Raw genomic sequence first — 24,294 nt, 5'->3', positions numbered from 1 at the left:
GATGAACGTTATTGAGTGAGGCATTAATATACAGGAAAATGAGTAACTACTTTCTTTATTATAAAAAAAGCCGCCGAATAGGCAGCTCCTAAAAAATTAATGGATGGTCCGAAAGACTCCAATTACTTTCCCTAAAATGGTCACTTCTTTTAACAAAATTGGATCCATTGTTGAATTCTCAGGCTGTAAACGAATATAATCCTTTTCTTTAAAGAAACGTTTAACCGTCGCTTCTTCATCCTCTGTCATGGCGACAATAATATCACCATTATTAGCTGTTTGCTGTTGTTTAACAATGACCATATCACCGTTAAAAATTCCAGCTTCTATCATACTGTCTCCTTCAATAACGAGAACATATGTCTGTTCATTGGCTGCAAGATGTTCAGGTAAAGGCAGATAACCTTCGACGTTTTCAATCGCGGTAATAGGAACGCCGGCTGTTACTTTCCCGATAATCGGAATGTAGTTAGCTTTTCTTTCTAACTGTTCGGCTTCAACCATATTATCCTCTAAATTTAAAATTTCAATCGCTCTTGGTTTAGTTGGATCTCTTCGAATATAGCCCTTTTTCTCCAGCCTTGATAGATGACCGTGGACGGTTGAGCTTGAAGCAAGTCCAACTGCTTCCCCAATTTCTCTAACGGAAGGTGGATAGCCTTTTTTTCTTACTTCTACTTTAATATAATCTAAGATTTCTTGCTGTCTTTTTGATAGTTTTGTAATCGTCAACGCTCGTCACCTCGCTTTATATTTCCTATATGACTAAATTGTACCATGCGAACATATGTAATGCAAACATAAGTTCTAAAAAACTATTGACACAAACGAATGTTCTCATTTATAGTGGAGGGGAACGTACATTCTATATCGATAAGGTGGAGATATACATGATTAAAAAACTAACAGGGCAAGAGAAATTTATTCTTTTATGTGGTGTTTTAACTTTTGCATTTATGTCATTTACGTTATTATTACCTAATGATAAAGATAGTTTGGATCCAATTGTTTACGAAGAGGATACTAATGAGATCGAACTTGTTATATCAAAGACAGAATTTGAAGAGAGAATGGATCAAGATAATCAGCTAACTTTTAATAATGAAAAGGTGGAAGCGAGCGAGAATGTTAACAGATGAAGTGATTATTTATTGTCGAGTTAGTACAAAAAAAGATACCCAGCAAACTTCTCTTGAAAGACAGAAAAGAGAATTAGTGGAAATGGCTAAAGCTCAAAATTGGTCTATTTTTGCTATTTATGAGGAAGTAGAGAGTGGTTATTCCATCGAACGTGATGAACTTTTGCAAATGCTTGAGGACTGCAAAAGTCAAACGATTACCAAAGTGCTTGTACAGGATGATACGAGATTAGGTCGGGGTCATGCCAAAATGGCGATTTTACATGAGTTAAGGAAACATCAAACAGCAGTGTACACATTACAGCAACAAGGGGAGTTACTGCTTTCAGAGGCAGATAGTATGGTACTCGAAATCGTATCTATTGTGGAAGAATATCAACGGAAACTTCATAATTTAAAAATAAGTAGAGGGATGAAATCAGCTGTCAAAAAAGGATATCAACCTGAACGTAACCTCTCAAACCATCATGCAGGCGGCCGAAATAAACTAGATGTTCCAATTGAAGAAATTGTTCGTTTAAGAAGTCGGAAATTAACGTTTCATGATATTGCGGCAACGTTACGTGGTTTTGGTTATGATGTTTCAAAAGCGACTGTACATAGAAGATATCAACAATATATCACTCAATTAGAGGGAAATGAAGAAAGTTAACCGTTTTCTTTTTTGATAACCTATTATGAATCAAGCCAAAAGCTTGCATCTAGAAAAATAAGCATGCTACACTCTTATAGAAATAAAAGTAAAATGGAATCATCTTTGCTTTTGAGAAAGTGAGTGGATAATATGTTATCGAAGGATAAAATTGAACGCATAAATGAACTGTCAAAGCGTGCGAAAACGGTTGGATTAACGAAGGAAGAAGAAAAAGAACAACAAAAGCTTCGTAAAGAGTATTTACAAACATTTCGAGGTGCTTTTAAGAACCAATTACACAGCGTCAAAGTGGTTGATGAAAAAGGCGATGACGTTACACCAACAGCTTTAAAGGAAAGTAAAAAAAATTACAAAGGCTTTTCACATTAAAATCTAAAACTACTATCATTTGAACAGACGAATAATTGATAGTAGTTTTTTTATCATTTCCCGACAGAAGACTCCCTCTACAATCGTGTGAAGGGAGAAGCCCAACGATATGGGGGAGATGAATGGCGGTTGGCGGTAGCCAAAGAGATTCTTGTTAGGGTATAATAAGAACATACATTCCTATTGGGGGGGTGAAAACACTGCTCATCAACAAAGCGTACAAATTTCGTCTCTATCCAAGCAAAGAACAGGAAATCTTCATTGCTAAAACCATCGGCTGTTCTCGTTTTGTCTTTAATCGCTTTTTAGGGCAATGGAACGATACCTACCAAGAAACAGGCAAAGGATTAACTTACAATGCTTGTTCGGCTGAATTAACCCAACTAAAAAAGGAATTCGTATGGCTAAAAGAAGTGGACAGCATTGCCCTTCAATCCTCCCTGAAAAACCTTGCTGATTCCTTTACTCGATTCTTCAAGAAACAAAATAAAGCGCCACGCTTCAAATCAAAAAAAAATCAGGTACAATCCTACACCACGAAAGAAACCAATAGCAACATGGCCATAGTAGACAACAAAATCAAATTGCCGAAACTAGGGTATGTTCGCTTGGCCAAAAGTCGTGAGGTTGAAGGACGTATTCTGAGCGCTACAGTCAGACGAAATCCAAGCGGAAAGTTCTTTGTATCCATTGTAGTCGAAACAGACGTACAGCCCTTGAAGAAAACGGAATCATCTATCGGTATAGATTTAGGCATCACGGACTTTGCAGTTCTTTCTGATGGTCGCAAGATTGACAATAATAAATTCACATCAAAAATGGAAAAGAAACTAAAACGTGAACAGCGAAAACTTTCAAGACGTGCGTTACATGCTAAAAATAAGGGTATTCATCTATTTGATGCCAAAAACTATCAGAAACAAAAACGTAGAGTTGCTAGATTACACGAAAGAGTAATGAACCAACGTGACGATTTCCTTCACAAGTTAAGTACAGACATCATCAAAAACCACGATGTGATCTGTATCGAAGATTTGAACACCAAAGGAATGTTGCGTAATCATAAGTTAGCCAAATCGATCTCGGATGTATCCTGGTCTGCCTTTGTATCGAAATTAGAATACAAAGCAAAATGGTACGGGAAAACCATCGTGAAAATAAGCAGGTGGTATCCATCTAGTCAAATCTGTTCCGAATGTGGACATCAAGACGGCAAGAAATCTCTTGAAATAAGGGATTGGACGTGTCCTATTTTCGATAAACATCACGATCGAGATATCAATGCCAGCCAAAATATTCTAGCTGAAGGGTTAAGAACCTTCCACACGGCTTAAAACAACATCCAGAACCGTAGGAATCGACGGGGATAGCTTGGTCCATAAGAGAAACCTCTGTCGGCAAAGAAATGCACTGGCAAGTACGCTCTGTTCCCAAGAATCTCCCACTTCAAGCGTTAGCTAAGTGGCGAGTAGTTCAAATTATAAAAATTATCGACATATATTGTTTGAAAATTCAGGTTATGGAGGTGGTTTTAAAAGCCAGGAAACCTAAATAACCATAGGGACGCTAATAATTGAAAGAATATTCTTATAAAAGTTTCGTGCTCTTATGCTTGTGATTTAGAGCAATAAAGGATATGATTAAAACGTAAAAATGCACTTTGAGGAAAGGATGAAAATGATTTATGACAACTAATATCGAACAAGTTGCAATCAATACGATTCGAACGCTTTCTATTGACTCAGTTGAAAAAGCTAATTCTGGTCATCCGGGTATGCCAATGGGGGCAGCGCCAATGGCGTTTAGTTTATGGACAAAGTTTATGAACCATAATCCTGAAAATCCTAATTGGCAAAATCGTGATCGCTTTGTATTATCAGCTGGTCATGGTTCAATGCTCTTATATAGTTTATTACATTTAACAGGCTATGATCTTTCATTGGATGATTTAAAGGAATTTAGACAATGGGGAAGTAAAACACCAGGGCATCCTGAGTTCGGTCATACACCGGGGGTTGAGGCAACAACAGGGCCTTTAGGGCAAGGGGTTGCGATGGCAGTTGGAATGGCGATGGCGGAAAGACATTTAGCTGCGACTTATAATAAAGAAGACTATGCGATAGTCGATCATTATACATATAGTATTTGTGGTGATGGGGACTTAATGGAAGGCGTTTCGGCTGAAGCAGCTTCATTAGCAGGTCACTTGAAATTAGGGCGTTTAATCGTCTTATATGATTCAAATGATATTTCATTAGATGGCGATCTTCATATTTCATTTTCTGAAAGTGTAGAGGATCGTTATAAAGCATATGGCTGGCAAGTTATCCGTGTGGAAGATGGAACAGACTTAGATGAAATTGGACAAGCTATTCAAGCTGCTCAGGCAGATGACCGTCCAACTTTAATCGAAGTAAAGACAGTGATTGGGTTTGGTTCACCTAATAAATCAGGTAAATCAGCATCTCATGGTGCTCCACTTGGGCCGGATGAAATCAAATTAACGAAAGAATCTTACCAATGGGTGCATGAAGAAGAGTTTCATGTCCCAGAAGAAGTCGCTCAATTTTTTGCTGAGAATAAAGAATTAGGAAAGAAAAAAGAGCAAGAATGGAATGAATTATTTGCTTCTTATAAAGAGGCTTATCCTGAATTAGCGGCTCAATATGAACGAGCTGTAAAAGGTGAGTTACCGCAGGGGTGGGATGCAGAAGCTCCGGTTTATGAAGCTGGTTCTAGCATTGCTACACGTTCATCTTCAGGTGAAACATTAAATGTATTTGCAAAAACAATTCCACAAATCTTTGGTGGTTCAGCTGACTTAGCTGGCTCAAATAAAACATACATGAAAGATCTAGGTGATTTTTCTCGTGATCATTACGAAGGACAAAACATTTGGTTTGGTGTTCGTGAATTTGCGATGGGAGCAGCTATAAATGGAATGGCCTTACATGGCGGTCTTAAAGTGTTTGGAGCTACTTTCTTTGTTTTTTCTGACTATTTACGTCCAGCTATTCGTTTAGCAGCTTTAATGAAGTTACCTGTCATTTATGTCTTTACACATGACAGTATTGCAGTAGGGGAGGACGGCCCAACCCATGAACCGGTTGAGCAATTAGCTGCCTTAAGAGCAATGCCAGGGCTTTCTGTTATTCGCCCAGGAGATAGTAATGAAACGGTTGCTGCTTGGAAACTTGCTTTAGAAAGCGAAGATACTCCGACAGCTCTTGTCTTAACTCGTCAAAACTTAACGACGCTTGAAAACACAGCAGAATTGGCCTATGAAGGGGTTAAAAAAGGTGCTTATGTTGTTTCAAAAGCAAGTGGAGAAGCTAATGTATTACTCCTTGCTTCTGGTTCAGAAGTGCCATTAGCTGTTGAAGCTCAAAAAGCACTTGAAAAAGAAGGCATTTATGCAAATGTTATTAGTATGCCAAGTTGGGATCGTTTTGAAAAGCAGCCTCAAAGCTACAAAGATGAAGTATTACCACCAGACGTTACAGCTCGTCTAGGAATTGAGATGGGCTCATCATTAGGTTGGGGTAAATATGTTGGCTTTAAAGGAGATGTCCTTGCTATCGATACATTTGGTGCCTCTGCACCTGCTGACAAAATTTTAGCTGAGTATGGCTTTACGACAGACAATGTTGTCGCAAAAGCAAAAGCATTGATTCAATAAATGAATGAGGTTGTTTCAAAAGCCCTTAAAGTGAAAAAGATTCGAGAAGTTTTAGCTTCTCGAATCTTTTTTAGGTGAATCTAACTATAAATTTGTTTTCGAGCGAGGGGAGATAAGTCTGAGTGCAACGGAAAGGGAGCGAATGAAATCCAGGATTTCTCTTTCTTCATTAGATAGAAAAAGGAGTTGAACATTAAAGGAGCTATTTTTAAGACCCCTTTTGGAGCGCAACCTTTCTTATAATATGAGATTCGTATGGAGATGTAAGATAAATAAAGGCATTTGATCTTTTTCGACAAAAATAGTGATTTTCTTCTCCAGCTTCAGACAGTAATTTTATACAAGCTTCTTTATAATAAGAGCAAATCTTGTCTGAGGAGAGATGGTGATGAGACATTATCAAATCTATTTATTACAGGAAAAAGTAGCCAGTCATTTTTTTGGACAGGAAACTAAGTTGTTTCAATTATTTTCTGACCGCGAAAATGCTCCGATTGCTGACCGGTGTATTTTTGATAAACAAATTGAATTCATCTCTAAGCCGTTACCAACTTTACTTTTACAGAAAAAGATAAAGTTATCGTTAAAAGGGTACCCTAGTTATTCTGAAATAGACTTAAAACACCGAATAAAGATTCAAAAGCCGAATAGTTGTGCAGAACTACTAATAAAAGGTCAGTATTTGTCATTAACTTCTGAAGGCGGCCCTGAGGCAGAAACGATTTTTTTTGAGATTTTACGAAAGGTGGATCCGTGTTTTTTTGCCGTAGATGTTACACATAACCATTACGGTTGGTTAAATCCAATTCGTCAAGTTAAATATTTTTCAAGCAGTTATTGGAATTAACAAGATTGAAGAGTAAAGCACCTTATTCCTCCTTTTATTCAGAATCTTAATGTCCTATGTTTATTCTTCCAAAAATGATAGGAGAAGAGACTTTTAAAACAGAGGTTGTTAAGATATAATAAAAAAGGTTGATTCAAGCAAATGCAAAAAGAGTGCTTGAACTTTTTAAAAGGCTGAAGGAGGAAGTTGGACTTATGTGGATTCATATCCTAGGGTATACTATAGCCGTTCTAGCAGGAGCTGCTATCGGATTTTTTATCGCGAGAAAAACAATGATGTCTTACTTAAAGAAAAATCCACCAATTAACGAGCAAATGTTAAGAGTAATGATGATGCAAATGGGGCAAAAACCATCGCAAAAGAAAATCAATCAAATGATGCAAGCGATGCAAAAGCAACAAGGGAAGTAAGCGTCGATTCGATTTTGATTTAGGACAGGCTAAATGAACTTTATTCAATTGAACCTTCCTTATTAAGAACGTATTCCTATACAGACGATAAATCACTTTTTCCGTTAAAGAAGCGGAGGGAGTGGTTTTTAATTTATTCATCAAAACAATGACTGAGACTGTTTTAACCAAAAGATCTTCGCGAAGAATTGTAACTTTTTCTGAATTCCTGTATCTTAAATATATACATATTGTTTTTGTGAACAATGGAAGGGTTGAATACATTGGAGAGTTTTTATTTAATCATAACGTCGGTTGGTGCTGTTTGTATGGCGATCTTGGCGATCTTTGTTCGATTGAAATCTCAAAAAAAACCAGCGTCGATTAAAAAAATTGTTTTACCACCTCTATTTATGTCTAGTGGATTTTTGATGTTTTTATATGAACCAACATACCTTTCGATACTTCAAGTGTTAGAGGCTGTTGCGGTTGGACTGCTTTTTTCGATTTTATTAATCAAGTCATCTAAATTTGAAATTAAACAGAATGAAATCTATATGAAACGCTCGAAGTTATTTGCTTTTATTTTAGTTGGGCTTTTAGCCTTTCGAATTGTTTTACGAATCGTTTTAGGGCAGTCGATTGAGATGGAGCAAATTGCGGGTATGTTTTTTATATTGGCATATTCGATGATTATCCCTTGGCGTGTCTCTATGTATTTTTCGTTTCGGAAAATCGAGAAAGAGCGTGATGAGGCAATAGATGAATTGAATATTCCTGTCCAATCTTAACATTCGCTTTTGAATAAGTCGGTTTAGTCGACCATTGGCATAAAAATGGCTTACGGGAATCCTTGTTTGTTGCACGCGAATTTTTAATCAAGAAAAAGGCTAAACCTAGATCAAGTTTAGCCTTTCTCATCGAGAGCCTCCATTAACTCGTTTGTTCAAATAAGTTTTCATAAGGTTGCACGTCAATTTTTAGCTCGTCCAATTTTTTACGTAAAAATTTATGATCACGTTTTGGTGTGGCGATAATGTAACCGCGAATAATATAATCAAGCGTTATTTTATCAGCTTTTTCTTCATAAACAAGTTCGCTAATTTTACCAGCAATTTTGCCTTTTGCTACATCTCTAAAAAGTTCAGGTACTGGTTCGACTAATTCATTTAACAATTTTTTATTGGCGTCATCCCATAAATGGAGTGTTTTTTCAATATAAAACTCCTGCCAGTCTAAAATTGACTTACCATCATCTTTTGGTAAACGTTTAAGAAATTTACGGAACATAAAGTAGCCACCAATAAACATGACTGTGATTAAAAAGATCGTCCAAAAAACGATAAACCACATAAACCAATCATTCATATCTGTCACCTCATTTTGTATCGTCTTAATCCTACCACATTTTAATAAAAAAAGTGAAATAAGAATTACTAAAAGATGGACTTATTAAGGCGTTTTAAAGGTTGCTGAAAAAGTCTTATTCTCGCCTTTAACGAGGACGAATCTGAAAGCATTAGGTTATTCATTGGAGAATGAATAATGGCTTTAGCTTTTTTCTTTAATCAAATTGGAGCCAGCGGAGTAATCCAAATCATCCACACTGATTTTAACTAACAGAATTTTTTCACTGACCTTAGCATTTTGGAGGGTGTGGTTATAAACTTTTCTTTTGATCTTTTATTCTGTTTTGCTATGATGGATGAGGGGTGAATCAGATCATGGCTTATATTATTAGTTACGGTATTCATGTATTAATTTCGGTTATCTTTTTTATTTTAATCCCTCTGCCTATTCTTTTAAAAGGAATTCGTTTAACAGAGGTACATAAACTGCAAATCGTTTTAAGAATTTATCAAAGCATTATTAAAGTAGCTCATGGTGCGATTGTGGTTTCAGTTGTGACAGGGGTTATAATGATTTCGAATTGGTTATCTTTATGGACTTGGGCGGTTTTGATATTATGGCTCATTATTGGTGCGTTGTTAGGAATAACGGCGAAGAAAATAAGAGAAATGTTCGGTTATTTACGCGAGGAGCGAGAGTTGCATGATGAAATAGCCTCTTTGTTTTTATCGACATTATGGCTTACATTGGCTGTAATTGCTATGTTTGCTTTAAAAATATTACCGTATTTTTATACTTAATTAGGGAATGACCTCTTACTTGAGAGCGAAAGGGGGGGAAATAATGACAAATGAAGAAGCAGCCTCTTTAATCCAAAAATTACGTGAGCGGGAATTGGAAAGTTACCGAGTTTCTAAAGATGATTTTTTACTCTTTCGTGCTGTTTTGACAAAGCAAGAGGATTTTTTAAGCTTTAGAGGTAATGCCCAACATCGTGGGGATGTGATTTATACATATGAACCTGGATGGACAAAATGATGGATAGGTTTCAATAATGGTTGTCAGTTTTAAAAAGAACGGTTCTAAAGGGACTTCCCTCTAGAACCGTTCTTTTCTCTATCATTAATCTAAAATCGTTACATTCACTTGCTGGCGTCCGAATTGGATCGCTTCTTCTTTAGTTGGAACATGTAAATCAATTTTATTTCCTTGAATGGCTCCACCTGTATCTCCAGCAATCGCTTCTCCGTAACCTTCTACGTAAACGCGGCTACCTAATGGAATGACTTCTGGATCAACAGCGATTACTTTTTTATCGCGGTCATTTCTTAAATCAATTCCTGTTGCCGTAATACCTGAACAGCCGTTACATTCAGCTGTATAAGCTGTTGCTTCTACAGATAAAGTTTGACCTTGTTCTTCAGCTGGTTCTTGCTCTGCTGCTGGCGTTGTGTTTGTTTCACTTGCTGTTTCTTCTGTATCTGCAATTTCGTTTGAAGTTTGAATGACTTCTTTTTCAGAGTCTTGCTCTTCTTGGTTCGGGTAAATAGAATTGTATAAAGCACTAAATGTTTGTGGTCCAGCAATTCCATCAACGGAAATTTCAAAATCTTTCTGAGCCTTAAGGACAGCTTTTTCTGTTTCCTCTGTGAACTCCCCGTTTATTTCACCCTCATAATAATCTAGTTGCGTTAATATTTCTTGTAAGGCTTCTACTAGAAAGCCCTTATCTTCTATTCTAAGTACGGCAATCGCCCCTAATGTTTGAGGACCGGCGACGCCATCAACAAATAGGTTATGTTCTTTTTGAAACTTTTTGATTGCTTCTTTTGTATTTTGACCGAAGACACCCTTTTCGGAAACCGTGTCAATGAATCCGCGTTCTTCTAGTTTTTCTTGTAATTCTTCTACTTGGGAGCCTTCCATTCCTTTTGACAGCAAGCTTTCTTTTTCTCCAGCCGCCTCTGAATGACTTGGGGCGAATAGAATAAACATTCCTGCTGCTGCAAGCGGTAAACCAAACCGTTGCATGACTCTTGATGTTGATTTTGTTTTCATCAAAAGAAACCCTCCTTATAATTTTCAAGCTGTGAGCGTAAAATAGATGTACGCTTTTGCTCTCATTTATTCAATATGAATGAATGGAATCTTCTCATATTGAATATTTGTTGTCCGATAAGACTCGGTCCAACGATTGCAATGCTAACAGCTGAAAAGAAAAGAGGCAAGCGAATCTCCCTCTATTTAATTGAAATGAAATCTGTTTGTAACCTTTCCTTGAGGAACGTTTCAATCGTCATCATTTTGTTATCATTCATCCATTTATTTCTAGTTGATAAAATAATGAACTAGAATAATTAAGGTTGACAAGTTGCTTACTTAAGTTTATAGTTAGTTTCATAATTATATATTTTCAAAATTTTCTTATCAAGAGAGGTGGAGGGACTGGCCCTTTGAAACCTCGGCAGCGGACTTTTTTAAGTACTGTGCCAATTCCAGTAGCATCGTGCTACAAGATAAGAAGGGTAGGACATTTGTTTGTGTAAATCAACCCTCTCTTCTTATTTGATAGAAGAGGGGGGTTTTATTTTTAAAATGATGAAGGAGAATGCTTTACTTAAAAACAATTAAATTAAAGAGAGGATTTTATAATATGACAAAAACATTAGTTAAAGCACCATTTAGAGCCGATCATGTAGGAAGTTTATTACGACCAGAAAGAATTCATCAAGCGAGAAAACAGTTTCAAGCTGGGGATATTACTGCCGAGGAACTACATAAAATTGAAACAGAAGAAATTACAAATATTGTGGATAAACAAATCGAAGTTGGGCTTCAAGCTGTGACAGATGGAGAATTTCGTCGCAGGTTTTGGCATACTGATTTCTTAGAACATTTAAATGGGGTTGAGGGTTATGTTCCAGAACACGGGTTTAAATTCAAAGGGGAAGAGACAGAGAGATACGATATTCGTGTAAATGGGAAAATCTCATTTAATCCAGAGCATCCTCATATTAAAGATTTTATTGAATTTAAAGAAATTGTTGGAGACCGTGCAGTTGCTAAACAAACGATTCCAAGTCCAAATCAATTATTTAACGCAGGCATCCGTAATCTTGAAATCTATCCTGACATTGAAGAATATACGGCAGATGTAATCCAAACGTATCGTGAGGCACTTAAAGCGTTTTATAATGCTGGATGCCGTTACATACAATTAGATGATGTATATATTGCAGGTCTTAATGCTCCGGAGATCCCATTTAATGATAGTGGTTATTCACGTGAAGAATTGATTGATTTAGCTCTACGGGTCATTAATGGTGTCTTAGAAGATAAACCAGAAGATTTAATCGTAACGACTCACCTTTGCCGTGGCAACTATCGTTCAAAATGGGCTTTTGAAGGTAGTTATGCTAAAATCGCCCCAACGTTATTTGCCAAAGAAAAAGTAAATGGATTTTTCTTAGAGTATGATGATGACCGTTCTGGAGACTTTAACCCATTGGAACATATTCCAAATGAAGGCCCGCAAGTCGTTTTAGGTTTATTTACTTCAAAGCACGGTGAGTTAGAGGATAAAGAAAACATTAAAGCTCGTGTAAAAGAAGCGACTCGATATGTCCCATTAGAACAATTGTGCATTAGTCCACAATGTGGTTTTGCTTCGACACATCATGGAAATATATTAACAGAAGAACAGCAATGGGCTAAGTTAAAATACATTGTAGATATTTCAAAAGAGATTTGGGGATAAGATAACAACAAAGTGTCAAGTGCGGTGGTCCAAAAGGATTGCCGCTCTTTTTTGGGAAATAATATAAAGGAATGGAGATAGATTAAATGTTTCCCTTTATTGAGATTCAAGCAAATAATTAATGAATGTATGGAACAAACCAACAGTAATAATAAAATAGCTTTTATAAAATTAAAACTTACTTTAGGAGGAAATGGCTTGAAAATAAGTGTAAAAAAGAAGCGACAATTGGATCTGGCTGTTGAAACGAAAGGGTTGGTTAAAGTTTTTGGTGATCATACGGCCGTAGATGGTGTTGATTTAAAAATCGAAAAGGGAACCGTTTATGGTTTTTTAGGTCCTAATGGTGCTGGAAAAACGACAACTATTCGAATGCTGGCGACTTTACTTAAACCTGATGCTGGTTATGCACGAATCTTTGGACATGATTTGGAAACTGAAACGAAGGAAGTTAGAAAAAGGATCAGTCTTACTGGCCAATATGCGTCAATTGATGAAGATTTAACAGGACTAGAAAACCTTATTATGATTGCCAAACTTAGTGGCTTTAAGAGCAAAGAAGCGAAAGCACGAGCACTAGAACTTTTGAGTGCCTTTCAATTAGAGGAAGCGACAAAGAAACAAGTCAAAAAATATTCTGGAGGAATGAGAAGGCGTATTGATATTGCGGCAAGTATTGTGGTTACACCAGATTTACTTTTTCTTGATGAACCGACAACAGGGTTAGATCCTAGAAGTCGAAATCAAGTGTGGGACATCGTCCGTGCCTTAACGAGTGTCGGTACGACAGTGTTATTAACCACTCAATATTTAGAAGAAGCTGACAAATTAGCCGACCGAATTGCCGTTATTGATAAAGGGAAAATTATTGCTGAGGGAACAAGTCAAGAATTAAAGGCTTCGGTAGGGAAAGGGACTTTGAGCGTGACTATTTCTAATCCTGAAGATAGTGAGAGTGTCTTAAATATTTTAACAAGATATTTAGATTCTCAAATAAAGATCTCTGAAGAAAGAACTGTTTTGATAGCTCAAGTAAATGACCCATCTAGAGTTGCTGAAGCTATGGGAGAATTAGTTCGTTCAAATATAGAACTTCTTGATTTTTCACTCGGGCAACCGAGTTTGGATGAGGTGTTTCTGACGTTAACAAATGAATCGGCAGGACGATACAAACAAAAAGAAGGAGCTACGACATGAACGATCATTCTGAAAATCAACAAGGACCGAATGAACAATTACTGCAGGCGATTGTTTCTGGAAAGCGACCGGAGCGACCAAGTGCTTTCTCTTCTACTCTAACATTTTCACAACGAGCTTTACTGAGAATAAAACATGTGCCTGAACAACTTTTTGATGTAACTGTATTTCCTGTAATTTTTTTACTTATGTTTACGTTTTTATTTGGTGGGGCGATCGCTGGTTCAACGGGTGAATACTTACAATTTCTATTACCAGGAATTCTTGTCATGACGGTTGTGCAGATTACGATGTATACAGGACTTGATTTAAATAAGGATATTCAAAATGGAATTTTTGACCGCTTTAGAACGATGCCACTCTGGTTACCGTCGGCTCTTGTTGGAGGACTTCTAATTGATGTCTTTCGTTATACGATTGCATCTGTGATTATGATTATCCTTGGTTACATATTAGGGTTTCGTCCTGAAGGCGGCTTATCTGGAGTGAGCATGTCGATTTTACTGATCTTGTTATTCTGTTTTAGTGTATCGTGGATATGGACAACGCTTGGGTTAATTATGCGTTCAGAAAAATCACTTATGTTAGTGAGTATGATGGTTCTTTTCCCTCTTACTTTTATAAGCAATGTGTTCGTCGCGCCCGAAACACTCCCTAATTGGCTTCAAGCTTTTGTTGATGTAAATCCTATTTCCCTCCTTGTAAATGCGGTACGTGGATTTATGCATGGAACGATAACAACGGAAGCCATCATGTGGGTCTTCTTAACTTCCGGTATTATCTTTATCATTTTTGCTCCAATTACAATGTATTTATATCGTAATAAAAATAAAAAATATTGTTTTTAGGTATAGGTGTTGTTCAATCTGTTAAGTGAATAACAAAAAGCCAGTAACTTAGCGTTAAGTTGCTGGTTTTTTTATTGGTAATGAAAAATCAGCAGAGCCAGGATTAAGGTGCGAATTAATCGAAATAGGGAATGAAAACTAAGCAGATCTGGGATTAGGGTGCGTATCATCAGTAATAAGGAATAAAAAATCCGCAAAGCCAAGATTAAGGGGCGTATCATCAGTAATAGATAGTAAAACTACGCAAAGCCGAATTTTTCGTTTATTAGCACATAAAAATAGGACTCCCGCTATTGTCACTATGACGTTAGCAGAAGCCCTTTGTTTATTAATGACTTTTTGTTGTCTTGATAATTTCTAAAAAAGCTTTAACTCCTTCGATTCCTTGGAAAGTAAAGAGGCTTAAAGCAGTTAGTGAGAAAAAAACGACCATAATTAAACGAAACATCATCATTGGCGGTTCCTCCTTTTTGACTTTTTATTTGTCAGAAAAAGCAAGGAATCCCTTTAAATAATTCGATTGATAAAGTTTCGGGTAAAGCAACAATTTGTTATTATGGATCAAATGAAACTGACCAAATAGAAACAAAATCATACTAATCATGACCATACTGAGGTAATAAATATTCGTTTCTTGGTCATCACCACCGTTAAACAGATTGTGATGAGTGGGATCCTCAGCAAATACTGACAGATTGGGTGAAGACCAGTCATAGCCATGTTCATTCCCACTATTAAAATTAAAGAGATAAAAAGCTAGTAATAAGAGATAGATTGATAGAATAAACGGAAAGTTGAGTCTTTTTATCAATGCTATCACCCCTTTAATTAAAAAATGATTAACCTTTATTATATACGCTCTGACCTTTTTGGAGAAGGGGAAATTCTGTCGAGACCGTTTCAAAACTTTTTAGGCTCTTTCACATCTCTAAAACGAAGAAACGTGCATTGTCTTATTTTCCAAAGTATAATGAAATGATGATAAAAGGATTTAAGAGAAAAAAGGGGTTAATTCAAACATGAATAGCAAAGTAGCAAGTGAATCAAAAACGGTTTTAACCGATCTTGTTTTACCTCCAGATACCAATTTTCATGGCACTATGTTTGGTGGGAATGTGATGGCGAATGCCGATAAAGTAGCAAGTATTGCCGCAATGAGACATGCCCGGGCAACGGTCGTAACGGCTTCAAGTGACAGTATGGATTTTATTGCACCTATTCACACAGGGGAAGCGATTTGTATTGAGGCGTATGTAACGTATGCAAGAAGAACCTCCATGGAAGTGTATGTGAAGGTCGAAGCGGAAAATTTAATTACCGGCGAGAAACGGTTGACAGCAACAGCTTATATGACTTTTGTTGCCTTAGATAACATGGGGAAACCAACGGCCGTCCCAAAACTCATTCCTGAAACTGAAGAAGAGAAATGGCAATATGAAGGAGCTGAACAACGTTTTAGCATTCGAAAACGCCGAACAGACGAACGAAAAAAAAGACAGGCACAAAAGGAGAAGCAATAGCCTGTCTCTTTGTCAAACACCGTAAGGAAAAGGTCTAAATAGAGTGGTGAAATCAATAGCTTCCGCTCTTACGCTTCTCCATTTGTTTGACTTACATGGTTTTTGTTTTTTGTTTTTTTAGAACCGCTTAATGGTGCGGGTTGTCCGGCATTGCGACGTGGATCCTTTGCTGAATGTCGTTCTTTTTTTGTCATTCGATGATGGTCCATTTTGAATGTTGTCCTCCTTTTCAATTGCAAGAATGAACGCTTTTAAATGAGTGACGTATTAGGGTAACGTTAGAGTTGTCATTGGCGTTTTTTCGTTTTTTATTGTTTTGTTTTTCTAATTCACTCAAAGGTTCTTGGGCGGTTTCTTCGGCGTATATAGAATTATAACCAGCCCCATTTCCTTGTGATTTAGCGTGATTCATATTTGGAATGATATGATTGGACTTTTTCTTCATTTTAATGACACCTCCATTTATAGTTTGCCCGAAAGGAAGCGTCTCATTTTAGCAATTAATTCCTCGCCTTAAAACAGTTTATTCTTATATTTTCTGCTCAAAAGATTTAGTTAAATTTGAAAAATTATATTTATTCTTTTAATAAGTTTTGCTATTCTATAGAAGGGGTACCGTACGAAAATCAATTAAAGCGTTTTCTTTCGTGTTGTATAGATTTTTATATAAGTTCGAAATTTAGACAAATTTAATTGTATACGGTATTATTGATTTGGAGGAGGGAATACATATGTCAAAGAATTTAGATGTTTATCAGTCACAGAAAACATTTAGTGTTGGTGACAAGTCGTACAAGTATTATTCCTTAGACGCTTTAGAGCAAGCGGGGATTGGTGAAGTTTCAAAATTGCCTTATTCAATTAAGGTCCTTTTGGAATCGGTGCTTCGTCAATATGATGATTATTTTATTAAAAAAGAGCATGTTGAAAACTTAGCGAAATGGGGAACAGACGGTCAAAACGAAGATATTTCCGTTCCGTTTAAACCATCTCGTGTTATTCTACAAGACTTTACAGGTGTGCCAACAGTCGTGGACTTAGCAGCACTTCGTAAAGCAATGGCTGATTTAGGTGGAGATGCAAGCCAAATCAATCCAGAAATTCCGGTTGATTTAGTCATCGACCACTCTGTACAAGTTGATAAAGCAGGTACAAGTGATTCTTTAATTTATAATATGAATTTAGAATTTAAACGTAATGCAGAGCGTTATGAGTTCCTTAGCTGGGCGAAAAAAGCATTTGATAACTACCGTGCTGTACCGCCAGCAACTGGTATCGTTCACCAAGTTAACTTAGAGTATTTAGCAAATGTTGTGCACGCTGTTGAAAAAGACGGTGACACGATCACATTCCCAGATACATTAGTTGGTACGGATTCACATACAACGATGATTAATGGTATCGGTGTTCTTGGATGGGGTGTTGGAGGAATTGAAGCAGAAGCAGGAATGCTAGGACAACCTTCATATTTCCCAGTTCCTGAAGTAATCGGGGTTAAATTTACTGGAGAACTTCCAAGTGGTACAACAGCGACAGACGTAGCCCTTAAAGTAACACAAGTCCTACGTGAGAAAAAAGTAGTTGGTAAATTTGTTGAATTCTTCGGTCCTGGACTTGAGTTTATGCCACTTGCCGATCGTGCAACGATCTCAAACATGGCACCTGAGTATGGAGCTACCTGTGGATTTTTCCCAGTAGATGCGGAGTCTCTTAACTACCTACGTTTAACGGGCCGTTCTGAAGCACAAATTGCCTTAGTTGAACAGTATAGCAAAGAGAACGGTTTATTCTATGTACCTGGTGAAACTCCTGACCCAACTTATACAGATGTTGTGGAAATTGAGTTATCAGAAATTGAAGCGAATCTTTCAGGTCCTAAACGTCCGCAAGATTTAGTTCCACTTTCTGATATGCAATCTTCATTCCGTAATGCCGTTGTTGCTCCACAAGGAACACAAGGTTTAGGATTAACAGAAGATGAATTTAATAAAGAAGTTGAAGTGAAGTTTAACGACGGTCGCGAAACAACAATGAAAACAGGTTCAATTGCAATCGCAGCGATTACGAGCTGTACAAACACGTCTAATCCGTATGTTTTAATCGGTGCTGGTTTAGTCGCGAAAAAAGCGGTTGAATTTGGTCTAGAAGTGCCTGAGTATGTGAAAACCTCTTTAGCACCTGGCTCAAAAGTTGTTACGGGTTATTTAACGGATTCTGGTTTACTTCCTTATATGGAGAAGTTAGGCTATAACATCGTTGGTTATGGCTGTACGACATGTATTGGGAACTCTGGTCCATTAGAAGATGAAATTGAAGCAGCGATCGCTGACAGTGACTTAACCGTTACATCTGTTCTTTCTGGTAATCGTAACTTTGAAGGTCGTATTCATCCACTAGTGAAAGCCAATTACTTAGCTTCACCACCATTAGTTGTGGCTTATTCTTTAGCTGGAACAGTGGATATTGATTTGAAAAACGATCCGATTGGTACTAGTAAAGATGGAAAAGCTGTCTACTTTAGTGACATCTGGCCAACGGCTGAAGAAATTAGAAAAGTTGTCAAAGAAACGGTTACACCTGAATTATTCCGTCGTGAATATGAAGATGTATTCTCAAGCAACGAACGTTGGAACGAGATTGATACAACAGATGATTCTCTTTACAAGTGGGATGATGATTCTACTTATATTGCCAACCCACCGTTCTTTGAAGGTCTTTCTAAAGAGCCTGAAGAAATCAAACCATTAACTGGTTTACGTGTTATCGGTAAATTTGGTGATACGGTTACAACGGATCATATTTCTCCAGCTGGTGCGATCGGAAAAGATACACCTGCAGGAAAATATCTACTATCTAAAGGTGTCGAGCAAGCGGACTTTAACTCGTACGGTTCTCGTCGTGGACACCATGAAGTGATGATGCGTGGTACGTTTGCAAACATCCGTATCCGAAATCAAATTGCTCCAGGCACAGAAGGTGGATACACAACTTTCTGGCCAACAGGTGAAGTAATGTCTATCTATGATGCAGCGATGAAATACAAAGAGTCTGATACAGGCTTAACGATTCTTGCTGGAAAAGATTATGGAATGGGAAGTTCGCGTGACTGGGCTGCTAAAGGAACAAACCTTCTAGGAATTAAAACGGTAATCGCGGAAAGCTATGAGCGTATTCACCGTAGTAACCTCGTATTAATGGGCGTTCTTCCTCTTCAATTCAAAGATGGAGAAAGTGCTGAAAGCTTAGGTTTAACTGGTAAAGAGACAATCGAAGTTCAATTACCAGCAGATGTAAAACCTCGTCAACACGTTACAGTTGTGGCAGTTGATGAAGCTGGAAACAAAACAGAATTTGAAGCATTAGTACGATTTGATAGTGAAGTCGATGTAGATTACTACAAACACGGCGGAATCCTTCAAATGGTATTACGTCAAAAGCTAGCTTAATAAAGTAAAAATAATTAAAATTGGGCCAAGTAAAAAAGCCCTTTTAAAGTAAAAAGTCATGAGAAGAGCTAATCTTCCATGGCTTTTTTCATTTTGAATGTTTTTTCCATTTATTGTGGAAAAAGCAGTTGGAAGATGTATCCGCACATAAACTTTATAAAACAAGTGATCCATGAAAAAAGAGAGTCCACAAAATGTTTAGGTCTGAATTGAATGAATATACGTTCTTAATTAAAAGCCAAGCAAAAAAGAAATCACCAAACGGAGGAGTGTAATATCTGAAGACAAGGCCTACTTTGGCTGTCGTTCTAGAAATGACCCGGGATATACGGTTACATCAACTTAACTTATTATTGTTGTTAATGTCAGAGCGTATTTTTGCTTCACCATGTTGGTTATGTAGAGACCACTGAAAAGTCTTAAGATCATCTTTATCTTAGAAAAACCTTAAGGTATTAGATTTCCAAGTAAATGTTTGTTCATGGCTTCAAACTGTTTTTCATGAACTAAAACGGAGCGAGCGGAATGCGTAGGGCATGCAGCTCGCGGAGTACTCTAACTAATGTAACCCTATTTTAGACGAGTAGACCTTTTTTCAGTGGTCTTGTGACTAGTCGCGAGGAGGATTCTAGATTCACCGCGATTGCTGCGGGCCATCAGCAATCGGAGTAGAGCAGATGGGGCATAACCAAAATAACATATAGTTTGCTATTTTTTTCGTTGTTTGATTAACTGAATAAAAGTGTTTCGTTTCATAAGGAGTAATTTTTAGGGAGTGGGGTAACGAACATGATGGAAGAATATCGCGAAATATTATTGAAAATCGAAACAGCCATACATAGTATTGGAAAATATGTTTTACCGCAAATTAGTCATTTAAGTCAAGTCCAACTTACTAAAAAACAAGAAGCTATCTTATTTTTATATTTAAGAAATCCAAAGATTACTTTAAAAGAAATGGCCGACTATTTAGAAGTGAGTAAAAGTGCGGTCACACAATTAGTGAATAAACTTGAAGAAGATGATTTGCTCATTCGTACGATCAAAAAAGAAAATCGCCGTGAAGTGCAATTAGAACTTGGAGAAAAAGGGCAAAAGATTAAAGAGGAATTAGATAAGTTTGAAAAAAAAGTTTTAGATGAATATTTCACAAAAATTCCAATGGATGATTTAAAGCAGGTTTCCAAAACAGTAGAGATGTTTGAAAAAATAGTAAGGGAAGAAGCACGAAGAACAAAATAAAATAGGGATATATTACCAGGCGCGATTTTTTTATGAAGAATGTGACGGATTTGTTACATGATTTTGTGAAGTTAATGGAACAGTCATTTAAATCGGTATATTCATTGACATATGAGAATAACAAATTTAACATGTAATTTAATTAAGTAATTTAACTGTTAAGAAACTTAACTATGTAAATAGAGAAGGAGTAGGAGCTTAGTATGACAAATTTTTCAATAAGGCGACCGAAGTTTACGATCGTCGCGATGTTGTTCTTTTTAATATTTGGATTTGTGTCGTTAACTAATTTACCATTGCAGTTATTTCCAAATATTAATCCGCCCATTGCTGCGGTTGTAACAAATTATAATGGAGCAAGTCCTGAAGAAGTATTAGATAGGGTGACTGTCCCTCTAGAGAGCAGACTCTCCACTACTTCTGGTTTAAAAAGAATGACCTCGCAAACATCTGAAGGAACGTCCTTAATTTTGTTGGAATTCGATTGGGCAGCTTCCATTGATGATGTTGAATTAGACATTATTAATACGATTCGACAAATCCCTTTACCTGATGGTGCGAACGAACCAAGTTTTTTAAAGTTTGACCCATCTATGATGCCAACTCTCCAATTGGCGATAACCTCGCATGAACCTGTCGCAGACTTCCAAGATGTTGTGTTTGATTTACAAAGTGAAGTGACTAAAATTCCTGGTGTTGCTAGTGTTAACGAATCTGGTTCGATTATCGAAGAGGTTCAAGTGTACTTAGATCAAGATGAGCTTGTCAATTCAGGTGTGACTCAGGCAGATGTTGTGAGCCTTATCCAGTCCCATAATGTGGCGATGCCAGGTGGTACGGTTATTACCGATGAACTTAATTTAACGACTCGTGTCATTAGTGAATTAACAAGTGTAGAAGATATTGAACAATTAGTGGTTACTGTAAACCAAGAAACCGGAGAAGAAATTCAGCTTGCTGATATTGCCTCCGTTGAAATTGGTGCAGAGGATCGTCAAGTGATTACACGCGCTGATCAAGAAGAAGCGATTCAGTTTACCGTCATGAAGGAATCAGAAGCGAATACAGTCGCTGTATCTAATGCTGTCAATGACCGCTTATCTGAAATGCTCAATGAATCAAAGTACGAGGATTTAGAAGTAGTCTCTTTGTATGATGAAGGGGAATTTATCAACTTGTCGATTAACAGTGTGACAAATGCCCTAATCTTTGGTGGAATCCTAGCGATGCTCATTCTATTTTTCTTTTTAAGAAATATGAAGACACCATTAATTATTGGAATAGCGATACCATTTTCCGTTATTACCACTTTTGCGTTTATGTATTTTACCGATATCGGCCTGAACTTAATGAGTCTTGGTGGCTTAGCTTTAGGAATCGGGATGTTAATAGATAATGCGATAGTCGTAATTGAAAATATTTATCGCCATTTATCGATGCAAAAGGATCCAAAACAAGCAGCACTTGATGGAACAAAAGAGGTTGCCTCAGCGATTACCGCTTCTACATTAACGACAATATCGGTTTTCTTACCAATCGTTTTTATAAGTGGACTAATTGGGAATTTATTCGCTGAATTTGCTTTAACGGTATCCTTTAGTTTAATTGCTTCCTTAATTGTAGCTGTTACTGTTATTCCAATGATTGCAAGTAGATGGTTAAAAACCCCTACTGAAAATTTAGAAGAAAAGCGAATTCAGTCTAAATCGATGCAAATGTTGAAATCGGCAGCGGAGTGGGTGCTTAACCATCGTATAACAGTCTTGATGATTACGGCTATCTCTCTTGTTGTCGGTGGTCTTGGTTTAACAACTGTTGGAGTCGAATTTTTACCAGACAGTGACCAAGGTTCCTTTACGATTGATATTGAAATGGAAAATGGAACTTCTTTAGCTCGTACTCAAGAAGCCGTTGAAGCCGTTGAAGAGATTTTGAACGACCATAATGAAGTGGCTAATTACGTCAGTACAACAGGAGCAACAGCAGAAAGTATGGGTGGAGGAAGCAGTCACCAAGCACAAATTCAAGTATCGATGGTTGCTCTTGACCAACGTTCTGTAAGTACAAGTGAATTTATAGAATCCATAGAGAGGGATTTAGCTCGTGCTGATAGTGACGCTGATATTTCTGCTTCAACCTTAACGGCACTTGGTGCGGACGCTAATACAATTACATTTACGATTAGTGATGCAAATCCAGACCGTCTTTATGACCACGCTGAGGAGTTACAACTGGAGTTAGAAGATTTAAACATCGTTCGTACGGTGGAAATGAGTATTGAGGAACTTGTTCCAGAAATTGCGATTGAGGTTGATCCGGAAGCGGCTCGTGCAAACGGTCTTGCTCCAGCTCAAATTGCTAATGAAGTCAATAGACTCACGACAGGACAAACAGCTTCTAGTATACAAACAGAAGAACATGATATTTATGACATTGTTGTTTCACTACATCCAGATTTTATTGAGGATATTGACGCATTAGAAAATATCCAAATTAGAAATTCAGCGAATGAGTTTATTGCCTTAAGTGACGTCGCTGAAATTGTTGAAGGAGAAAGTACAGCAACCATTAATCGCCTTGAACAAGAAGAAGCGGTTGAATTTACGGTTTACTATACAACAGATACGACATTAAATAAGATTACGAATGAAATTAACACGATTGTTGATGATTTAGACTTTGGTGATACAACAAGTTTATTTTATGGTGGAGAACGTGAATTATTGGATGATTCAATTGGCAGTATGATACTGGCTCTTGTGCTTGGGATTATTTTCATTTACCTAGTGATGGCTGCACAATTTGAATCCTTTAAAGCACCATTTATTATTATGTTTACAGTGCCACTTGTTGTCATTGGAGTTGCTTTTATTTTAACGATTACGCAAACACCAATTGGCATTACAGTCTTTATAGGGGGCATGGTCTTAATAGGAATTGTCGTGAATAACGCGATCGTATTAGTTGATTATGTGAACCAGTTAAAAGCACGAGGGATGGCTTCCTATGATGCGTTAGTACAAGGCGTTCAAGATCGTACTCGACCAATCGTCTTAACTTCTTTAACGGCGATTTTAGGAATGGTTCCTCTTGCCCTTGGTATTGGAGAAGGGGCAGAAATGCAACAACCGATGGCACTTGTTGTTATTGGAGGTTTGATCAGTAGTACATTCCTATCCTTATTTGTAATACCAGTTGTTTACAGTTTATTAGATAGTGAAATGCGTAAAAAGAAAAAACGTTATGTGACAGTGGAAGGTGAATATGTGGAAGTGGAGGAACTTAAAGAACTTCCTCGTGAAACGAGACAACATTCCATCGTATTACCAACTGAAACAAAAGAGACTACGACAACAGCAAGTGAAGAAGAAGTAAAGAAAGACAAAAAGGATGATGAGAAGGAAAAAGAAGATAACTCAAAATCCGACAACGAAAGTGAAAAGAAAACAGATATTTCCAAAGAGGAAATTCTAGAATTATTAGAACGGATTGTGGACTCTTCGAAAAAGAAAGATTAAAACGGTCCAAATCATGATGATATAAAAGGTTAAAAAGAAGTAGATGGAAGGCGTAATGCCCTTCATCTGCTTTTTTTATTTTCGCTTTTTGCAGTGGAGGTTTTCATAAAAAAGGGCGGAACGGTTAAACTAACGAGCGATATCAATTAAAGGAGCTGGTTCATTATGGTCGCTCAAAAAAGAGCAAAAAAAGACAGACATACAAATCAATCGAAAATAAATTCGAAAGCCACTTTTCCAAAAGAAGACTTTCATTCTGGTTCATTTGCTGAGATTGAAGTCGCAAAAATGAGCGAGAAAAATTTTAAAGAAGATAAAAGCGAGTAAATCGTACAGAA

25 protein-coding genes and 1 riboswitch are annotated in these 24,294 nt (G+C 37.1%); of the genes, 18 read left to right on the top strand and 7 right to left on the bottom strand.

Translation table 11 applies throughout. The annotated features are described in order from the left end of the window. Nucleotides 1-96: 96 nt before the first annotated feature. Nucleotides 97-726 (bottom strand): transcriptional repressor LexA, encoded by a 630-nt coding sequence (gene lexA, locus BALCAV_RS10635; RefSeq protein WP_040323880.1) that lies wholly within the window; start codon nucleotides 724-726, stop codon nucleotides 97-99. A gap of 164 nt (nucleotides 727-890) precedes the next feature. Here lexA and BALCAV_RS10630 point away from each other — a divergent pair, with 164 nt between their 5' ends. The 8 genes from BALCAV_RS10630 (at nucleotide 891) to BALCAV_RS10595 (ending at nucleotide 7,869) form a co-directional block, all read left to right on the top strand. Further along, nucleotides 891-1,139: a hypothetical protein gene (locus tag BALCAV_RS10630; RefSeq protein WP_003324724.1), complete on the top strand. Its 249-nt coding sequence runs from the start codon at nucleotides 891-893 to the stop codon at nucleotides 1,137-1,139. Continuing rightward, a complete protein-coding gene (locus BALCAV_RS10625; RefSeq protein ID WP_003324723.1) occupies nucleotides 1,126-1,791 on the top strand; it encodes a YneB family resolvase-like protein in 666 nt (221 codons plus the stop codon). The genes BALCAV_RS10630 and BALCAV_RS10625 overlap by 14 nt, the downstream gene beginning before the upstream one ends. A 132-nt stretch (nucleotides 1,792-1,923) precedes the next feature. Continuing rightward, nucleotides 1,924-2,163, top strand: coding sequence for a DUF896 domain-containing protein (locus tag BALCAV_RS10620; protein ID WP_003324722.1), 240 nt, complete (start codon nucleotides 1,924-1,926; stop codon nucleotides 2,161-2,163). Nucleotides 2,164-2,363: 200 nt separating this feature from the next. Continuing rightward, entirely contained in the window at nucleotides 2,364-3,497 is a 1,134-nt protein-coding gene (gene tnpB / locus BALCAV_RS10615) for an IS200/IS605 family element RNA-guided endonuclease TnpB (RefSeq protein ID WP_040323879.1), read from the top strand. 350 nt (nucleotides 3,498-3,847) lie between these two features. Next, nucleotides 3,848-5,842, top strand: a complete 1,995-nt coding sequence (gene tkt, locus BALCAV_RS10610) for a transketolase (protein WP_003324499.1) — start codon at nucleotides 3,848-3,850, stop codon at nucleotides 5,840-5,842. Nucleotides 5,843-6,230: 388 nt separating this feature from the next. After that, nucleotides 6,231-6,689: a sporulation inhibitor of replication protein SirA gene (gene sirA, locus BALCAV_RS10605; RefSeq protein WP_003324500.1), complete on the top strand. Its 459-nt coding sequence runs from the start codon at nucleotides 6,231-6,233 to the stop codon at nucleotides 6,687-6,689. Nucleotides 6,690-6,883: 194 nt separating this feature from the next. Continuing rightward, nucleotides 6,884-7,099 (top strand): YneF family protein, encoded by a 216-nt coding sequence (locus BALCAV_RS10600; protein ID WP_003324501.1) that lies wholly within the window; start codon nucleotides 6,884-6,886, stop codon nucleotides 7,097-7,099. A gap of 263 nt (nucleotides 7,100-7,362) precedes the next feature. Then, nucleotides 7,363-7,869, top strand: a complete 507-nt coding sequence (locus tag BALCAV_RS10595; RefSeq protein ID WP_003324502.1) for a CcdC family protein — start codon at nucleotides 7,363-7,365, stop codon at nucleotides 7,867-7,869. A gap of 142 nt (nucleotides 7,870-8,011) precedes the next feature. On the opposite strand, the gene BALCAV_RS10590 is transcribed toward BALCAV_RS10595, so the two are convergent. Further along, nucleotides 8,012-8,446 carry a DUF2621 domain-containing protein gene (locus BALCAV_RS10590; protein ID WP_003324503.1) on the bottom strand — a complete coding sequence of 145 codons (435 nt, stop codon included), beginning with the start codon at nucleotides 8,444-8,446 and terminating at the stop codon, nucleotides 8,012-8,014. A gap of 356 nt (nucleotides 8,447-8,802) precedes the next feature. On the opposite strand from BALCAV_RS10590, the gene BALCAV_RS10585 reads away from it, so the two are divergent. Both BALCAV_RS10585 and BALCAV_RS10580 read left to right on the top strand, forming a co-directional pair. Next, nucleotides 8,803-9,228, top strand: a complete 426-nt coding sequence (locus tag BALCAV_RS10585; RefSeq protein ID WP_003324504.1) for a hypothetical protein — start codon at nucleotides 8,803-8,805, stop codon at nucleotides 9,226-9,228. A 43-nt stretch (nucleotides 9,229-9,271) separates the two neighbouring features. Continuing rightward, on the top strand, nucleotides 9,272-9,466 hold the full coding sequence (locus BALCAV_RS10580) for a hypothetical protein (protein WP_003324505.1): 195 nt from the start codon (nucleotides 9,272-9,274) through the stop codon (nucleotides 9,464-9,466). An 84-nt stretch (nucleotides 9,467-9,550) separates the two neighbouring features. Here the strand turns inward: BALCAV_RS10580 and BALCAV_RS23255 are convergent, their stop codons facing one another. Next, nucleotides 9,551-10,486, bottom strand: coding sequence for a peptidoglycan-binding protein (locus tag BALCAV_RS23255; protein ID WP_040323872.1), 936 nt, complete (start codon nucleotides 10,484-10,486; stop codon nucleotides 9,551-9,553). 363 nt (nucleotides 10,487-10,849) lie between these two features. After that, a riboswitch (SAM riboswitch) is annotated at nucleotides 10,850-10,951 on the top strand. A gap of 130 nt (nucleotides 10,952-11,081) precedes the next feature. Between BALCAV_RS23255 and BALCAV_RS10570 the strand changes: the two genes are divergently transcribed. From BALCAV_RS10570 to BALCAV_RS10560, 3 genes are all read left to right on the top strand, one after another. Continuing rightward, nucleotides 11,082-12,185 carry a 5-methyltetrahydropteroyltriglutamate--homocysteine S-methyltransferase gene (locus BALCAV_RS10570; protein ID WP_003324051.1) on the top strand — a complete coding sequence of 368 codons (1,104 nt, stop codon included), beginning with the start codon at nucleotides 11,082-11,084 and terminating at the stop codon, nucleotides 12,183-12,185. 198 nt (nucleotides 12,186-12,383) lie between these two features. Then, nucleotides 12,384-13,382: a daunorubicin resistance protein DrrA family ABC transporter ATP-binding protein gene (locus BALCAV_RS10565; RefSeq protein WP_003324050.1), complete on the top strand. Its 999-nt coding sequence runs from the start codon at nucleotides 12,384-12,386 to the stop codon at nucleotides 13,380-13,382. Next, nucleotides 13,379-14,230, top strand: a complete 852-nt coding sequence (locus tag BALCAV_RS10560) for an ABC transporter permease (protein WP_040323871.1) — start codon at nucleotides 13,379-13,381, stop codon at nucleotides 14,228-14,230. The genes BALCAV_RS10565 and BALCAV_RS10560 overlap by 4 nt, the downstream gene beginning before the upstream one ends. A 328-nt stretch (nucleotides 14,231-14,558) precedes the next feature. Here the strand turns inward: BALCAV_RS10560 and BALCAV_RS23090 are convergent, their stop codons facing one another. Next, a complete protein-coding gene (locus BALCAV_RS23090) occupies nucleotides 14,559-14,684 on the bottom strand; it encodes a hypothetical protein (protein WP_268746803.1) in 126 nt (41 codons plus the stop codon). A 24-nt stretch (nucleotides 14,685-14,708) separates the two neighbouring features. After that, complete coding sequence (locus tag BALCAV_RS10555) at nucleotides 14,709-15,041, bottom strand: hypothetical protein (protein WP_040323870.1); 333 nt, start codon at nucleotides 15,039-15,041, stop codon at nucleotides 14,709-14,711. Nucleotides 15,042-15,249: 208 nt separating this feature from the next. Between BALCAV_RS10555 and BALCAV_RS10550 the strand changes: the two genes are divergently transcribed. Further along, nucleotides 15,250-15,750 carry an acyl-CoA thioesterase gene (locus tag BALCAV_RS10550; RefSeq protein ID WP_003324047.1) on the top strand — a complete coding sequence of 167 codons (501 nt, stop codon included), beginning with the start codon at nucleotides 15,250-15,252 and terminating at the stop codon, nucleotides 15,748-15,750. Nucleotides 15,751-15,818: 68 nt separating this feature from the next. Here the strand turns inward: BALCAV_RS10550 and BALCAV_RS10545 are convergent, their stop codons facing one another. Together BALCAV_RS10545 and sspO are read right to left on the bottom strand one after the other, a co-directional pair. Then, nucleotides 15,819-15,959, bottom strand: a complete 141-nt coding sequence (locus BALCAV_RS10545) for a small acid-soluble spore protein P (RefSeq protein ID WP_003324046.1) — start codon at nucleotides 15,957-15,959, stop codon at nucleotides 15,819-15,821. Nucleotides 15,960-15,979: 20 nt separating this feature from the next. Beyond that, nucleotides 15,980-16,195, bottom strand: coding sequence for a small acid-soluble spore protein O (sspO, locus tag BALCAV_RS10540; protein WP_235213105.1), 216 nt, complete (start codon nucleotides 16,193-16,195; stop codon nucleotides 15,980-15,982). 286 nt (nucleotides 16,196-16,481) lie between these two features. On the opposite strand from sspO, the gene acnA reads away from it, so the two are divergent. The 4 genes from acnA (at nucleotide 16,482) to BALCAV_RS22305 (ending at nucleotide 24,283) form a co-directional block, all read left to right on the top strand. Continuing rightward, complete coding sequence (gene acnA, locus BALCAV_RS10535; protein WP_003324044.1) at nucleotides 16,482-19,196, top strand: aconitate hydratase AcnA; 2,715 nt, start codon at nucleotides 16,482-16,484, stop codon at nucleotides 19,194-19,196. Between the two features lie 789 nt (nucleotides 19,197-19,985). Continuing rightward, nucleotides 19,986-20,438 (top strand): MarR family winged helix-turn-helix transcriptional regulator, encoded by a 453-nt coding sequence (locus BALCAV_RS10525; protein WP_003324041.1) that lies wholly within the window; start codon nucleotides 19,986-19,988, stop codon nucleotides 20,436-20,438. 203 nt (nucleotides 20,439-20,641) lie between these two features. Further along, on the top strand, nucleotides 20,642-23,956 hold the full coding sequence (locus BALCAV_RS10520; protein WP_003324040.1) for an efflux RND transporter permease subunit: 3,315 nt from the start codon (nucleotides 20,642-20,644) through the stop codon (nucleotides 23,954-23,956). A 165-nt stretch (nucleotides 23,957-24,121) separates the two neighbouring features. Next, the gene (locus BALCAV_RS22305; protein ID WP_160173407.1) at nucleotides 24,122-24,283 is read left to right on the top strand and encodes a hypothetical protein; all 162 of its coding nucleotides are present in this window, start codon (nucleotides 24,122-24,124) and stop codon (nucleotides 24,281-24,283) included. Nucleotides 24,284-24,294 lie beyond the last annotated feature (11 nt).

This window comes from Alkalihalobacillus alcalophilus ATCC 27647 = CGMCC 1.3604 (assembly GCF_000292245.2).
GTDB classification, from domain to species: domain Bacteria; phylum Bacillota; class Bacilli; order Bacillales; family Bacillaceae_D; genus Alkalihalobacillus; species Alkalihalobacillus alcalophilus.
The sequence above is the reverse complement of the archived record's forward strand: the minus strand, read 5'-3'. Positions and strand labels throughout refer to the sequence as shown.

Bases quoted from the DNA above. Each gene is read 5' to 3' on its own strand.
- BALCAV_RS10630 (WP_003324724.1), top strand. From the start codon at position 891: ATGATTAAAAAACTAACAGGGCAAGAGAAATTTATTCTTTTATGTGGT.
- BALCAV_RS23255 (WP_040323872.1), bottom strand. From the start codon at position 10,486: ATGAAAACAAAATCAACATCAAGAGTCATGCAACGGTTTGGTTTACCG.
- BALCAV_RS10620 (WP_003324722.1), top strand. From the start codon at position 1,924: ATGTTATCGAAGGATAAAATTGAACGCATAAATGAACTGTCAAAGCGT.
- BALCAV_RS10545 (WP_003324046.1), bottom strand. From the start codon at position 15,959: ATGGACCATCATCGAATGACAAAAAAAGAACGACATTCAGCAAAGGAT.
- tkt (WP_003324499.1), top strand. From the start codon at position 3,848: ATGACAACTAATATCGAACAAGTTGCAATCAATACGATTCGAACGCTT.
- BALCAV_RS10600 (WP_003324501.1), top strand. From the start codon at position 6,884: ATGTGGATTCATATCCTAGGGTATACTATAGCCGTTCTAGCAGGAGCT.
- BALCAV_RS10590 (WP_003324503.1), bottom strand. From the start codon at position 8,446: ATGAATGATTGGTTTATGTGGTTTATCGTTTTTTGGACGATCTTTTTA.
- BALCAV_RS10625 (WP_003324723.1), top strand. From the start codon at position 1,126: ATGTTAACAGATGAAGTGATTATTTATTGTCGAGTTAGTACAAAAAAA.
- BALCAV_RS10520 (WP_003324040.1), top strand. From the start codon at position 20,642: ATGACAAATTTTTCAATAAGGCGACCGAAGTTTACGATCGTCGCGATG.
- BALCAV_RS22305 (WP_160173407.1), top strand. From the start codon at position 24,122: ATGGTCGCTCAAAAAAGAGCAAAAAAAGACAGACATACAAATCAATCG.
- BALCAV_RS10550 (WP_003324047.1), top strand. From the start codon at position 15,250: ATGAATAGCAAAGTAGCAAGTGAATCAAAAACGGTTTTAACCGATCTT.
- sirA (WP_003324500.1), top strand. From the start codon at position 6,231: ATGAGACATTATCAAATCTATTTATTACAGGAAAAAGTAGCCAGTCAT.
- sspO (WP_235213105.1), bottom strand. From the start codon at position 16,195: ATGAAGAAAAAGTCCAATCATATCATTCCAAATATGAATCACGCTAAA.
- BALCAV_RS10570 (WP_003324051.1), top strand. From the start codon at position 11,082: ATGACAAAAACATTAGTTAAAGCACCATTTAGAGCCGATCATGTAGGA.
- BALCAV_RS23090 (WP_268746803.1), bottom strand. From the start codon at position 14,684: ATGATGATGTTTCGTTTAATTATGGTCGTTTTTTTCTCACTAACTGCT.
- BALCAV_RS10525 (WP_003324041.1), top strand. From the start codon at position 19,986: ATGATGGAAGAATATCGCGAAATATTATTGAAAATCGAAACAGCCATA.
- BALCAV_RS10585 (WP_003324504.1), top strand. From the start codon at position 8,803: ATGGCTTATATTATTAGTTACGGTATTCATGTATTAATTTCGGTTATC.
- acnA (WP_003324044.1), top strand. From the start codon at position 16,482: ATGTCAAAGAATTTAGATGTTTATCAGTCACAGAAAACATTTAGTGTT.
- BALCAV_RS10580 (WP_003324505.1), top strand. From the start codon at position 9,272: ATGACAAATGAAGAAGCAGCCTCTTTAATCCAAAAATTACGTGAGCGG.
- BALCAV_RS10560 (WP_040323871.1), top strand. From the start codon at position 13,379: ATGAACGATCATTCTGAAAATCAACAAGGACCGAATGAACAATTACTG.